Origin of the sequence: Amycolatopsis iheyensis, assembly GCF_024703995.1 — a bacterium.
GTDB classification, from domain to species: Bacteria; Actinomycetota; Actinomycetes; order Mycobacteriales; family Pseudonocardiaceae; genus Amycolatopsis; species Amycolatopsis iheyensis.
Genome location: NZ_JAMXQV010000058.1, coordinates 1 through 13,661, shown reverse-complemented (window position 1 = coordinate 13,661; position 13,661 = coordinate 1). Strand labels below are relative to the sequence as shown.

The 13,661-nt window shown below is 72.4% G+C and carries 8 protein-coding genes; 4 read left to right on the top strand and 4 right to left on the bottom strand.

What is annotated here, in order from left to right; genetic code table 11:
- Positions 1 to 287 precede the first annotated feature (287 nt).
- A complete protein-coding gene (locus M8542_RS49450) occupies positions 288 to 2,441 on the bottom strand; it encodes a phospholipase A2 (RefSeq protein WP_257927400.1) in 2,154 nt (717 codons plus the stop codon).
- Between the two features lie 178 nt (positions 2,442 to 2,619).
- Here M8542_RS49450 and M8542_RS49445 point away from each other — a divergent pair, with 178 nt between their 5' ends.
- Positions 2,620 to 3,537 (top strand): hypothetical protein, encoded by a 918-nt coding sequence (locus tag M8542_RS49445; protein WP_257927399.1) that lies wholly within the window; start codon positions 2,620 to 2,622, stop codon positions 3,535 to 3,537.
- Between the two features lie 342 nt (positions 3,538 to 3,879).
- Here M8542_RS49445 and M8542_RS49440 read toward each other — a convergent pair whose 3' ends face one another.
- A complete protein-coding gene (locus tag M8542_RS49440; RefSeq protein WP_372508818.1) occupies positions 3,880 to 5,103 on the bottom strand; it encodes a GGDEF domain-containing protein in 1,224 nt (407 codons plus the stop codon).
- 502 nt (positions 5,104 to 5,605) lie between these two features.
- Entirely contained in the window at positions 5,606 to 6,823 is a 1,218-nt protein-coding gene (locus tag M8542_RS49435) for an MFS transporter (RefSeq protein WP_257927397.1), read from the bottom strand.
- Between the two features lie 382 nt (positions 6,824 to 7,205).
- On the opposite strand from M8542_RS49435, the gene M8542_RS49430 reads away from it, so the two are divergent.
- The gene (locus M8542_RS49430; protein WP_257927396.1) at positions 7,206 to 8,105 is read left to right on the top strand and encodes an SDR family NAD(P)-dependent oxidoreductase; all 900 of its coding nucleotides are present in this window, start codon (positions 7,206 to 7,208) and stop codon (positions 8,103 to 8,105) included.
- 51 nt (positions 8,106 to 8,156) lie between these two features.
- On the opposite strand, the gene M8542_RS49425 is transcribed toward M8542_RS49430, so the two are convergent.
- Positions 8,157 to 10,013: an AMP-dependent synthetase/ligase gene (locus M8542_RS49425; protein ID WP_257927395.1), complete on the bottom strand. Its 1,857-nt coding sequence runs from the start codon at positions 10,011 to 10,013 to the stop codon at positions 8,157 to 8,159.
- Between the two features lie 197 nt (positions 10,014 to 10,210).
- On the opposite strand from M8542_RS49425, the gene M8542_RS49420 reads away from it, so the two are divergent.
- Positions 10,211 to 10,867 (top strand): transcriptional regulator, encoded by a 657-nt coding sequence (locus tag M8542_RS49420; protein ID WP_257927394.1) that lies wholly within the window; start codon positions 10,211 to 10,213, stop codon positions 10,865 to 10,867.
- A 584-nt stretch (positions 10,868 to 11,451) separates the two neighbouring features.
- A partial coding sequence (locus M8542_RS49415; protein WP_257927393.1) for a sensor histidine kinase occupies positions 11,452 to 13,661 on the top strand: 2,210 nt, incomplete at its 3' end.

The following is a 13,661-nucleotide window of genomic DNA, read 5'->3' as shown; positions in this document are numbered from 1 at the left end:
GGCGGCGGGCCGGCGCGGCGGACGTCCGCCGGCTCGCGGCGGGGTGCCGGGCGCCGGGGCGGTGGGGTGCGCCGGCCTGGCTCGTCCTGCCACGACCGAGCGGGGCGGCGGCCGCCTTGCCCGTTCCGAGGCGGGTGATCCACGCGGGTGACTCCTCACTGCTTCGACTGGTGGTGCCGAGGGATGGGACGCATGGTGCCTGCCCCGGGTTGCCGTAGCGTTACACATCCCCCCACGAATGTGGCACGCACCACCCAGTTTCCCGCACCGCCGACGGTTGCGCCTGGTCAGGAGGTCGCGTTCGCCGGCCGGCGCGCGGGCAGCAGGGTGCCGGCCGCCGCGAGCAGGGCGAACGCGGCCGTCGCGGCGTGGAGCGTGACGCCCAGCAGCTCCGACGCGCCGCCGCCGTCGGCGAACAGCAGCGAGGGCGCGCAGGCCAGCGCGGTGGCGAGCCAGGTGCCGGTCGCCGCGCCCGCGCCGAGCCGGATCGTGTGCAGCAGGAACACCCCGAGCAGCAGGTGCACCAGGCTCTGGATCGGGTCGAGCCGCAGGCCCAGCAGGTCGGCGTCGGCGGCCACCCCGCCGAAGCGGGTCAGCGCGAAGCCGAACACGCCGAGCGTCGCGTAGCCGATGCCGAACCCGGCCGCGGCGCGGGTCAGGACGACGCTCCGGCGGCCGGGCAGCTCGGCGGCGCGCGGTGGGCGGGCGCCGCCGCCGTGCCGTTCGAACCACCAGAAGACCAGGGTGGCGGGCACCGCGAGGAGCCCGACGGCGACCAGCGTGCGCGGCCGGACCAGCCAGCTCAGCCCGTCGGCGATCCGCCCCGGCAGGTAGACGACGGCGACCAGCAGCAGCATCGCGGCGAGGAACGCCAGGTACAGGCTCATCGGCGCGCGCAGGACGAACCGGCAGGCGGTGGCGACCGCGGGCCGGTCGCCGAACCGGCTCAGCGGGCGGGCCAGCAGCCCGAGCACGCCCAGCTGGACCAGGCCGAGCAGCAGCACGCCCCACGGCGGTGCCGAGAACGCCGCCGGCGCGCCCGGGCTGCCGAGCAGGACGGGTGGCCCGTTCCGCAGGACGCTCGCCACGACCAGGCCCGCGACACCCGTCGCGGCGGCCGCGGCGAGCAGCCGTCGAGACGGGCGTACGCCGTCTGCGTGCGCGAAGGCGAGTTGCTGGGCGAGGAGCGCGAGAGCGAACGTCGCCGCGAAGCGGGGTAGCGAAGAGCCGGTCAGGTTCGCGACGGCTTCGCCGCCGACGACCACCGCGAGCAGCCCGGCGGCGGCGAGCACCGGGGCCCGGCGGTGCAACGCCAGCAGCGGCGGCGCGCAGACGATCGTCAGCAGGTAGACGCCGAGCAGCCAGAGCGGGTGCAGCGCGATGCGCATGACCGTGGCCGTCGTCCCCGCCGGGCTGCCGAGCAGCTCGAGCGCGAGCGGCGTCAGCAGCGCGACGACGGCGAAGATCAGCGCCGGCCGCAGCAGCGGGCTGGCGCGTTCGGCCAGGTAGTGGCGGTAGCCGCCGCCGTCGGCCTGCTCGGCGCGCCAGCCGGCCGCGTTGGCGTGGCCGCCGGCGAAGAAGATCAGCGGCGCGAGCTGGGCGAGCCAGGTGAGCGGCCAGAGCGACGTCTCGGGCGTGCCGGCCCAGTGCGCCAGCGCCGTCACGGACTCGCCGAGCAGCAGCAGGACCACGCCGCCCGCGCCGAGCAGCGCCCAGCGGGTGACCGACGCGGGCGCGGGGGTCGGCGCCGGCCGGTGCGGCTCGCGGCGGGCGCGCAGCCAGCCCCGCAGCCGGAACACGAGCAGGCAGCCGATCACGAGCACGCCGGCGACCATCGGGCCGATCGGGTCGCCGACCGGCGGGCCCCACCGCTGGTGCCACGAGTTGACGACCAGGCCGGCCGAGTAGAGGGACGCGACGACCCGGCAGGTGCCCGCGGAGTCCATCGGGTTGAGGTCGCAGGCGTGGTGCATGTCGTGGGACAGCTGGTTGTCGAGCGCTTCGCGCACCTCGGGGCCGAGCGGGTGGCCCTTGCGGTCGGCGTAGCGCAGCAGGTCGTAGCCGAGGTCGTGCGCTTTGCACGGCACGGCGTAGTCCCACTTCGTGTTGTCGTCGCCCCACGGCGTCGAGCAGCCGCCGTCGACGTGCACCGCGCGGACGGTGCCGTCGCGGGCCGGCATCGACCCCGGCGTGACGCCGCTGAGCGCGGTGAAGTCCTTCGGCAGCCGGGCCAGCGCGTCGGGGTGCGGCCCGGGGTGGACGAGCGCCTCGATCGCGTTCTGCGCGGCCAGCACGTCACCGGTGGGCGGCCCCTGGTCCGGGGGCGAGGGCGGGCGCGAGGCGATCAGGCCGAACGAGAAGACGACCAGCAGGACCAGCAGCAGCCAGCCGGACGTCGACCAGGGTCGGCGGACACGCGGCGGCTCGCTCGGGGCTGGCATGGGTCCAGGGTGCCAGCCCCGTCTCGGCGACGACATGGGGCTAACCCCAGGGGTTCACCCGTGCTTTCCCCGCCGCTGCCCGATCGGGTGGCGCGCGGGTCTGCCCCTTCTTACGTTCCGCGCCCGGCGCGCACCGGCGAGACTGGACGCGGGGGTGCGGCGACCAGGAGGGCGTGCAGTGGGCTCGACCGATCCCGGCGGCGCGCGGCCCGCCGTGCCCGTGGAGAACACCCTGCGCGCGTTGCGCCGGCTGGCCCCGGGCGCGGCGTTGCGCACGCCGCGCGGCCCGGACCTGCGGCTGCTCGCCCGCGCGTTGCGCTCGAACTCGCCCGCGTCGCTGGCCAGGACGCACGCCGGGCCGGTGTCGCGGGTGGTGCTGGCGAAGCAGCTGCGCGCGCTCGACCGCGCGATGACGGGGTTGTTCGCGCCGGACCCGGGCTGCCCCGAGGCGGTCCGGCTGGTCCGGGCGGCTCGCTACAGCCGGACCCGGCGGGCGGGACCGGCGCTGGGCAGGCTGCGGACGGAGCCGGGGCTGCGGGCGGCGGTGCTGGCGTGGACGGAGGTGACGGGGTACCGGCTCCTCGCGGCCGAGCTGAGCGGGACGCCGCCAAGGCCGGACGCCGGCGACGGGTGGACGGCCGCGGAGCTGGCGGTGGCGGCGGTGCTGCCGCGCGCCGACGTCGGCGAACGCGGCCGGGAGGTGCTGGTCCCGCGCGGTGCTCCCGGCCCGGGCGCGTTCCTCGACGTCCGGTCGGTGCGCGTCGGCGAGCGCGGCTTCCGGGTGGGTGTCCGGGCGGACCCACCGGTGGACCTGGTCCGCGACGGCGAGGACCTGACGCTGCGGGCGCTGTGGTGGAACGGCTTCGGCCGGGTCACCGACGACCTCGGCCACGAGTACCTGGTCCTGGCCAAGGACCCGGCCGCGACCGGGCTGGTCCGCCATTGGTGCCACCCCCGGCCGGCGCCGGGCGCGCGAGTGCTGCACCTGGAGTCGGCGGGCTACCGAGGGGAGCGCTTGCGCCTGACGCCGGCGGCGCGCGGCTCGTCGGCCGAGGTGCTGGTGAAGCTGGAGCTCACCGTGCGGCTGGGGACCTGAGCGGCCGCGCGGTCCGGCCCACGAGCGAGGTCAGGCGCTTGAGCGGGGAGCCGGTCCGCGAGTGCTCGGCGCGCGGTCCGGTGGCGGCTCGAGCGGGGAGCCGGGCCGGCGGCCGCCACCGTTCTTCGGCGGGGCCGCCCTCGCCGTGGCCGCCAAGAGCCGAAACCCAACCCTCGCCCATGCGGCGTCCCGGCCGGTGCCGCCCTTTCCGCCCGTGCGGGCGTGCTGGCCGCCCTGGCCGTTGCCGTTCGAATACTGAAGCCGCTCTCGACCTCTCAAGGCGCGACCGAGCCCGCCGGGCCCGAGCCGAGGCCATCGGCGTGAGCGAGCCGCCCGGCGCGTTCAGTGGCCGCCCGGCAGCGTGGAGCCCGGCGTGTCCGGCGCGAAACACACCTGGTCGCGGCCGTTCTCCTTCGCCAGGTACACCGCGCGGTCCGCCGACTGCAGCAGGACGTCGAGGGTGTCGCCGTGGCGGGGGTGGCGGGCCACCCCGATCGAGGTGGTGCGGTCGGCGATCGTCGCCGGGTCGCCACGTTTGTCCGTTGTCACGATATGCAACTTCGCAATGGCAATGCGTATGCGTTCGGCCGCGTCCCAGGTGGCCTCTTCGTCGATGTCCGGCAGCAGAATGAGGAATTCCTCACCCCCGAAACGGCCGACCAAGTCACTGGGTCTCGTCACTTCGTCGAGCGTTTGCGCAACGGTGCGGAGCACGTCGTCACCCGCCGGATGTCCATAGGTGTCGTTAATCCACTTGAAGTGGTCGAGATCGACCATCAGCAGGGCCAGTTGATCACCCGATCGAGCGGTCCGTTCGAGCGCTCGCTCCGCCGACTCCGACCAGCCGCGCATGTTGAGAATGCCGGTTTTCGGGTCCGTCCGGACGTCGTTCTGGAGCTGGTCGAGTTCCGCGAGGCGATTGAAGACGACCGTCGCCACCGCCATCACGACGACCATCGGCGGGACGACGGCGAGCAGGATCGCGGTCACCGCGCCGAGGCCGATGGTGACCGCTTCGAGCAGGTTGTCGGCCGGGCTGCCCAGGACGTTACGCAGGGTCGGCTCGGACGAAAGCCCGAGGGTCAGCGCGCCGCCGACGTAGAGGATCTGGATCGCTTCGTACACCAGGCCGGTGACGGCGATGGTGCCCGCTTCCTGCCAGAAGCCGGCCCAGCCGGACTGGCCGAGCAGGTGTGGTCCGAGCGCCCCGTACGTGAGGTGGGCGACCGCCCCCGCCAGCCCGTGCGTGATGGACGAGAAAATGAAGTTGTGCGCCGGCCGCCGCGCGATGAACCAATGCTGCAGCCGAATGAGGAAAACGACGAGCAGCGTCAGCGGCACCGGCAGGATCAAAGCCGCGGAAAACGTCCACACGGCGGTGAGGTCGATCAGCACCTTTTTGGTGCGGTTGCGTCGCCGTTCTTCCTGCCGCTGGGTCAGCTGGATATGCATGGTGGCGCCGCAGGCGAGAATCAGGAAATTGATCCAGTCGCGCCCGCCCGGCACCGCGGAAAGCCGGAAGGAAATCGCCAGCACGGCGACCGCGACGACCTCCATGCCGAGCATGAACGCGATCAGCACCGGCGGGCGGCGCCAGAGCGCCCAGTTGCCGGGCCGGTACGGATGGTCGCGCCCGACCGTCCCGAGCGGACGCGCGGCCGGTCCGGCGTGCTCGTTCACCGCAGGGTCCGGCGGCGCCCCCGCGGCGGAGGGGTCGTCGTCTGGTCCGGGATGCAATTGGTCACCTCCTTTCCAGCCTAGCCCGGCACTTGAGTAATCTCATCGGTACCTGCCAGAGTGTTGACGCATTCCGTCGGCGGGTACCATCCTTCAGCAACAGAACCTCCGCGGCCCCGGGCGAACCGGCCGGGAACGCGGGCTCCAATAGCTTCTTCATGCTTCCCAAGATGGAGGTGGACCAGTGCGTAACCGTGACGCCTGAGTCGACCGCGAATTGCTCGCCGTCCCCAGCTGAATGTCATTCATGATCTTGCCTGTACGGAGAGGTGGCGACCGATGTCGAACCGTGACGGCTGAAACCCCTCGAGAATCCGTTTCATGACCGCGTTCATGACAACCGTGGCTCCGGTTCCGCTCCGCCGCCCACACGGCGCCAGGACAACGCGACCGGGACGGCCAGCAACAGCCCCACCGCCCCCGCGAGCGCGATGGTCACGTCCGCGGAACCGAGCCACTGGGCCACCAGCCCGCCCACGCCGACGCCCACACCCTGGGCGACGCGCAGCCCCGTCCGGTACAGCCCGCCGGCGCTGCCCCGGATGGCGTTCGGCACCCACGTGATGAACGTGGCCGACACCGTGATCACGTACGCGCCGGTCGCCCCGGCCAGCGCCAGCAGCACCAGCGCCACAGCCAGGCTCGGGCGGAACACGAACGCCGCGAGCGCGGCCAGCGGCAGCGCGGCCAGCACCCCCAGCAGCTTGCGGCGGTGCTCCGTCGAGACGTACCGCGACAGCAGGAACGTCCCGACGACGAAGCCCAGCGGATCGGCGGCCAGCAGCCAGCCGACCGCCTGGTCACCCGCGCCGAGCTGAGCGGCGAGCGGCGCGGCGAGGCCCTCCGGGATCACCGCCAGGCCGACCAGCCACGACAGGTAGAGCAGCACGCGCAGCCGTTCGTCGCCGAAAACCTGCCGGACAGCGCCGAACCACGGGGCGCCGCCGTTGCCGGCGGCCGGCCGGCGCAGCACCAGCACCCGCACGGCGACCGCGGCGACCAGGAACGTCAGCGCGTCGATCCCCAGCGCCCACGACGTGCCGATGCCGGTGACCAGCAGGCCGCCCACGGCCAGGCCGGCCAGCATCGCGGTGTTGTTCGTGATCCCGCGCAGGTCCTGGCTCTGCAGGTAGATGTCGTCGTCGTCGAAGATCTCGCGGCCGAGCGCGTTCTGCGCCGCGTTGCACGGCGCGTTCGCCAGCCGGGCGAAGACGAACAGGACGAACAGCCAGCCCATCGGCATCCCGGGCACGGCCATCAGCCCGATCAGCACGGCCTGTGCCAGCGAGCCGGTGACCAGCACCGCGCGCCGCGGGAACCGGTCGGCGAGCTGCGAGAGCCCGAGCCCGCCGGCCAGCGCGGGCAGGAACGTCAGGGAGTAGACGACCGCCGAGAGCAGCGGCGACCCGGTCCGGTCGAAGATGAGGATGGCCAGCGCGACGATGGTCAGCTGGTCGCCGAGCATGGACTGCGTTTCGGCGAACCACAGCGCGCGGAACTCGCGGTTGGCCAGGACGGCCCGGAGCCGGGGTGTCGCGCGCGTCGTCACCTCGTAACCACCGTCCCCCGATCGAGTGAATAAGGACCGTCCGCATTGTGCCTCGCCAGTGACGACCCCGTCCGGGGGAGTCACCGAGGACCTCCCCGAAGCACTATCAGTATGCCGTCGATTACACGCCGACGTCCTGAGAATGCCGAGGACTCGTCCCTTCGGAGCCGATCGGGTTACTCCGCGGTGGACGTCCGCGATTGACCGTGACCGGCGCGCGGGTACCTCCGGGCTGATCGAACCGGATTCGCTCGGCGCAGAGCGGCGGCCGCTCGTCGTCGCGACGATGCCCCGTTGGACCGAATGGGCCAAGACTGGACGCAGAGCCGGCCGGAGGTGGACGGACCGCGCGCCGCCGGCGCCGCAGAGCGGGGAGATGACGATGGACGGGTTGATGCAGGGCAAGTCGGTCGTGGTGACCGGCGCCGGGCGGGGGCTGGGCGAAGCGTTCGCGGTGCACGTCGCGCGCGCGGGCGGGGCGGTGGTGGTCAACGACGTCGACGGCGAGCTCGCCGAGCGGACCGCGGCCAACATCCGGGCGCACGGCGGCCACGCCGTGGCGAGCGGGCACAGCGTGGCCGACGCCGGCGAGGCGCAGGAGATCGTCGACCTGTGCGTCAAGGAGTTCGGCGGGATCGACGGGCTGGTCAACAACGCCGGCCTGAACTACGAGGCGCTGCCCTGGGAGGACGACGTCGAGCAGGCCCGCGAGCTGGTGCAGGTCAACGTCCTGGGCGTGGTGAACACCGGGCTGGCCGCGATCAAGGCGATGGTCGACGCCGGCACCGGCGGCTCGATCGTCAACATCTCCTCGGGCGCTTCGCTCGGGCAGCGCAAGCTCGGCGTGTACGCGGCGAGCAAGGGCGCGGTGGCGTCCCTGACCTACTCCTGGGCGCTCGACCTCGAGGAGGTCGGCATCCGCGTCAACGCCGTCTGCCCGCTCGCGCACACGCGGATGGTGTGGAAGTCCGAACGCTCGCTGCGTGCCTGCCCGCCGGACCGGACGCCGTCGCGGATCGCGCCGGTCGTGCTGTTCCTGCTCGGCGAGGGGTCGCACGGCATCACCGGCCAGATGATCCGGTGCAACGGCCCGCAGCTGCACGTCATGGGCCAGCCGTTCCTCAAGCAGCCGATCCTCGAGCGCCCGGTCTGGGACACCGAGACGGTGCAGAAGGCGTTCGACGAAGTCTTCTCCGCCCACCTGGAGAACTACGGCCTGGAGAAGCGCGTGCCGCCGCGGCTGCGCAAGTGGACGGAGACGACCTCGCCCCGCACCGCCTGACGCCCGAAAGGGCGGCACTTTCACGTGAAAGTGCCGCCCTTTCGGCAGGGCTCAGGCGCCGGCGGCCGGCTCCGGGTCGCGCACCGCCGCGTAGAGGGCCTCGATGTCGGTCGAGTAGCGGTCGTTGATGACCCGGCGCTTGAGCTTGAGCGTCGGGGTCAGCTCGCCGGACTCGGGCGTCCACGCCTTCGGCAGCACGTGGTAGCGCTTGATCTGCTCGATCCGGGCCAGCCGGCTGTTGGCGGACTCGACCGCGCGCTCGAGCTCGGCCTTCACCGCCGGGTGGTCGGCCAGCTCGTCCGGCGACGCCTCGACGCCGTTCGCCGCGGCCCAGCCGGGCGCGATCTCGTCGTCGAGCACGAGCAGCGCGGTCACGTACGGCCGGTCGTCGCCGATCGCGACCGCCTGGCCGATCAGCGGGTGCTCCTTGAGGAAGCCTTCGATCCTCGTCGGCGCGATGTTCTTGCCGCTCGAGGTGATGATCAGCTCCTTCTTGCGGTCGGTGATCGTGACGAAGCCGTCGTCGTCGATCGTGCCGATGTCGCCGGTGGCGTACCAGCCGTCGGCGTCGGTGGCGTCGGCGATCGTGCCGTCCTCCTGCAGGTAGCCGAGGAAGACGATCGGGCCGCGCACCAGCAGCTCGCCGTCGTCGGCGACCTTGACCTCGATGTCGGCGAGCGGCTTGCCGACGGTGCCCGCGCGGAACGACTCGCCGGAGTTGGACGTCGCCGCGCCGGTGGTCTCCGACAGGCCCCAGACCTCGCAGATCTCGACGCCGAGGCCGGCCAGGAAGTAGATGATCTCCACCGGCAGCGCGGCCGCGCCGCTGGAAGCGACCAGCAGCTTGTCCAGCCCGAGCAGCGCGCGGACCGGGGCCAGCGCGGCCTCGTCGGTCTGCCGGATCTTCTCGGCGAGCTCGGCCGGCACCTCCTGCCCGGCGCTGCGCAGCTTGTAGCCCTGCTGCAGCAGTTCGTTCGCCTGCAGCAACGCGGTCCGCCGGTCTTCGGGGACGCTGCCGAGCATGTTCTTCAGCCCGGCGACCATCTTCTCCCAGACGCGCGGGACGCCGAAGAAGCTCTGCGGGTGCACCTGGCCGAGCGCGCCGGCGACGGCCGTCGGGTCGGCGAGGGTGTGCACGTGGCCCGCCCACACGATCGGCAGGTAGATCGACAGCTCCCGCTCGGCGATGTGCGCGAGCGGCAGGTAGGCGATGTTGCTCGCGTGCATCGGCGCGTCGTGCAGCTCGGTGACCGCGTACGCCTGGTGGATCGCGTTGCGGTGCGACAGCACGACGCCCTTGGGGTCGCCGGTGGTGCCGGAGGTGTAGATCATCGACAGCGGGTCGTCCGGCTTGATCTCCGGCCACGACCGCTCGAACGCGCCGGGGTCGGCGGCAAGCGCTTCCCGGCCCCGGGCGCGGAGGTCGGCGAAGGAGAGGTAGCGGTCGTCGCCGGCCGGGATGGCGGACTCGTCCAGCACGACGATGTGGCGCAGCGCCGGGAGGTCGTCGAGCACCGGCCGCCAGCGCGCCAGCTCGTTCTCCCCGCCCAGCACCACGACCGGCGCGCCGCTGTGCCGTGCGACGTACCGGATCTGGTCCGGGCTGAGCGTGGCGTAGGCGGTGCACGGGATCGCGGACAGGTGCGCCGCGGCGAGGTCGGCGACGATGTGGTCCGGCGAGCCGGGGGCCATGATCAGCATGCGGTCACGCGGCGCGAGCCCGAGCCCGGCCAGCCCGCGGGAGACCTCGGCGACGGCGGTGCGGAACTCCAGCCAGCTCAGCGTCGGCCGGCCTTCGATGTCGAGGGAGGTGATCGCCGGCAGGTCGGGGAACTCGACCGCGTTGCGGTGCAGCAGCCGCGGGATCGTCTGGCCCTCGGTCTGCTCGGCGACGGACGGGGTGGTCAACGCTGGCCTCCTCGAAAGGGTCCGGGATGGCCACACTGTAAGGGCTCCGGAGCCAGGTGGATAGAGAATCGCGGCCAGGTCGAACCTCCCCGGCACACCGGCTTCCGGGTCAGGTTCCCACCACTGTCCACAGTGCACACGGGCGTCCGCGCGCGAACCGCGCTTCAATGGAAGGGACCACGGACACGGGGGGACCGATGACGCGCTCGGCACGGGAACTGCTCGAAAAGATCCAGAAGGAGCTCGCGCCGCGCGACGGCGACAACCGGCTCGTCCCGCTGATCACCGCCGGCCGCGCGCCGCGGGCGGTGTTCGCCGCGCTCGCCGCGGAGGAGAAGCGGATCACGCTTTCCGACTGGCGGAGCTTCCACGCGCTGGCCGCCCGGGCCGACGAGCCGCACGCGCGCACGTTCTTCGGCGGGCTGGCACCCGGTGAGCAGCAGGCGAACGGGATGCTCGACGCGTTGCTCGAAGCGACGGGCCCGGACCGCGGGAAGGAACGGCCGCGCGCGGGCTGCCAGGCGTACCCGGCCTACGTCGCGTGGCTCGCGTTGAACGGCGAGTCGTCGGCGACCGCGGCGGGGATCTTCGCGAACTTCGCCGCCTTCGGCCGGTACTGCGCCGACGTCGCCGCGGGCATGCGCCGGCACTACGGCTTCGGAGACGCCGAGTGCGCGTTCTTCGACTTCTTCGCGGCGGACGTCCCGGAAATTGAAGAACAAGCGCTCGCCGCGATCCAGGCCGGGCTCGACGCGCACCGGCTCGACGAGCGCGAAGCCCACCTCTACGCCCGGTTGTTCCAGAGCTACGAACTGCAGTTCTGGAACACCCTCGCCGACGAGTTCCCGGGCTGACGCCCGGAACCGGTTCCAGGACACGCGGAGTGGTCGAACCACTCGGGTATGCGGAATGGGGGGAATTCCGGCGAGTCGTCCGGTGAATCCGCGGCGATGGTGTCGAATGCCACGCAATTCCGCTTCGCGGAAGCGGCGAACTCCGGACGATCGCGTCGAGGCTCGTGTTCGGGGTGCGCCCGTGACCTTTCTCACCGAACCGTCCGGCCCTCTTGTACGTAGCGGCCGCCGCCGCGACGCTTGGGTCGATCGCACCATCGAAGAGCCTGCACCCAAGGCGGGGAACGGAAGCAGCGCTGGGACGAACGTCACGACTTTCGGTGGTGGACTTTCCAAGCGCAGGCAGCAAGTGTGGACGGGTCACCGTTCCAAGATCACGTTATCGCCACGGACTTGACGCGCCCTACAGGGCTGCATACCGTCGTCGCGGGCGAAGCAGACCACGGTGATGTTGATCCGGCTGGTCGGAATCCGGGTGCAGACCACCTCGGGCGACCCGAAACCTTGTACTGCCGGAAGGAAAACGGACCCAGGTGAAGCAGATTTCTCTTCGACGCAACCGGGGCTCCTCGATTCGGAAGCGCGTGCTCACGATCGCGCTCATCCCCAGTGTGGCCCTGCTCCTCGTCGGCGTCGCGCTCGCGGGATACCTCATCTACGACGCGGTCACCGCACGCGACTACACGACCAAGATCCGGAACTCGGAAGCCCCGGCGATCCCGTTCTTCGTCGTGCTGCAGCAGGAGCGACAGGCGACCCTGAGCCTGCTGGCCGGCCAGGGCAACCAGCGCGCCGTGCTCGCGGCCATCCGCCCGAAGGTCGACGCGACCGCCGCGAAGGAGATCGAGAACCTCCGCGACAACTTCGCCGACTACGACGGCACCCCGCCGAGCGTCCAGAAGAACATCGCCACGTTCTTCGGGCTGTTCCAGCAGCTGCCGCAGACCCGCCAGGCGGTCGACGGCGGCCAGATGCAGCTGCTGCAGGCGTTCACGTACTACAACAAGATCATCGACCAGTTCACCGACGGTGTCGCGGGACTGGCCCAGAACGCGCGCGGCGCGCAGAACGCGTTCGACCGGCTGACGGCCATCCCGATGTTCACCGCCGCCGACGCGATGCAGCGCAGTGACGCGCTCGCCGCCGCCGGGCTGGCCGCGGGCGGGCTCGGCAACGACGAGTTCCGCGCCTACGTCGGCCAGGTCGGTGCCTACCACGCGCAGCTCGACGCGTCGGCGCCGAAGATGATCCCCGAGGTCAAGGCGAAGTACGACCAGCTGCTGGCGAGCCAGCCGTGGCAGGTCGTGACCCAGGTCGAGACCGCGTTCCTGCGTGGTGACCTGTCGAAGCTGCCGGTGGCGCAGGACCAGTGGCGCACCGCCGCCCGCCAGGTCGGCGACGCCCTGATGGGCATCTTCGTGGCGCAGAGCTCGAACGCGAGCCAGGCCGCGATCGACGACGCCGACTCGACGTTCACCGAGTCGCTGATCGCCGGTGTGATCGCCGTCCTGTTCGCGGTCTTCGTGGTGTTCGTCGCCGTCCGGCTGTCGAACCGGCTCATCGGCCGGCTGCACCGGCTGCGTGAGGACACCCTCGACGCGGCCGAGGTCCGGCTGCCGGAGCTGGTCGCCCGGGTCCAGGCGGGCGAGCCCGTCGACCTCGAAGAGGGCGGGCACTTCCTCGACCACGGCACCGACGAGATCGGCCAGGTCGCCGACGCGTTCAACAAGGCGCAGCAGACCGCCATCGCGGCCGCCATCGACGAGGCGAAGACCAAGGAAGGCACCAAGACGGTCTTCCTCAACATCGCCCACCGCAGCCAGGTCATCGTGCACCGCCAGCTCAAGGTGCTCGACCAGGCCGAGCGCAAGCAGGAGGACCCGGAGCAGCTGGACACGCTGTTCCAGCTCGACCACCTCTCCACCCGCGCCCGCCGCAACGCGGAGAACCTGATCATCCTCGGCGGCGGGCAGCCGGGCCGGCAGTGGCGCAACCCGGTCGGGCTGGCCGAGCTGGTCCGCGGCGCGTCCGCCGAGACGGAGGACTTCGCGCGGGTCAAGACGGCCGCGCTGCCGCAGATCGCCATCCGCGGCCCGGTCGTCGGCGACCTCGTGCACCTGCTCGCCGAGCTGATCGACAACGCGACGTCGTTCTCGCCGCCGCAGTCGCGGGTCGAGGTCCGCGGCAACGTGGTCGGCAAGGGTGTCGTGATCGAGGTCGAGGACCAGGGCCTCGGGCTCGAGCCGGACCAGACCGAAGAGATCAACGCGATGCTGGCCGACCCGCCGGACTTCGGGATCATGGCGCTGTCGGACGAGCCGCGCCTGGGCCTGTTCGTGGTCGCCCGGCTGGCCGCCCGCCACGGCATCCAGGTGCACCTGCGGGAGTCGGCCTACGGCGGCACCCGGGCCATCGTGCTGGTGCGCACCGACCTGCTCGCCCCGCTCACCGAGACCGAGCCGGAGCAGCCGATCACCCCGCCGAAGCCGGAGCTCGTGCCGAACCCGGTCGAGCCGGAGCAGGGCAACGACGAGGTCATGCCGCTGAAGCGGCCGCAGCGCCGCCCGGCCCGCCACCGCACCGAGCCGCCCGCGTCGGCGCCGATGCCGACGCAGCCGGCCCCGGTGTCGGCACCGCCGCCGGCTCCGGCAGCTCCGGCGCAGCCTCCGTCCGTGCCGACGCCGATCCCGGTCGGGTCCGTGTCCGAGCCGGTGAGCGCACCGACGCAGGCGCAGCCGGCCGCCCCGGCCCGCCCGCCGGCGCCGCCCGCCCGGACTTCGCGCCCGGCCCGGCC

Bases quoted from the DNA above. Each gene is read 5' to 3' on its own strand.
- M8542_RS49450 (WP_257927400.1), bottom strand. From the start codon at position 2,441: ATGCCAGCCCCGAGCGAGCCGCCGCGTGTCCGCCGACCCTGGTCGACG.
- M8542_RS49440 (WP_372508818.1), bottom strand. From the start codon at position 5,103: ATGCTCGGCATGGAGGTCGTCGCGGTCGCCGTGCTGGCGATTTCCTTC.
- M8542_RS49430 (WP_257927396.1), top strand. From the start codon at position 7,206: ATGGACGGGTTGATGCAGGGCAAGTCGGTCGTGGTGACCGGCGCCGGG.
- M8542_RS49420 (WP_257927394.1), top strand. From the start codon at position 10,211: ATGACGCGCTCGGCACGGGAACTGCTCGAAAAGATCCAGAAGGAGCTC.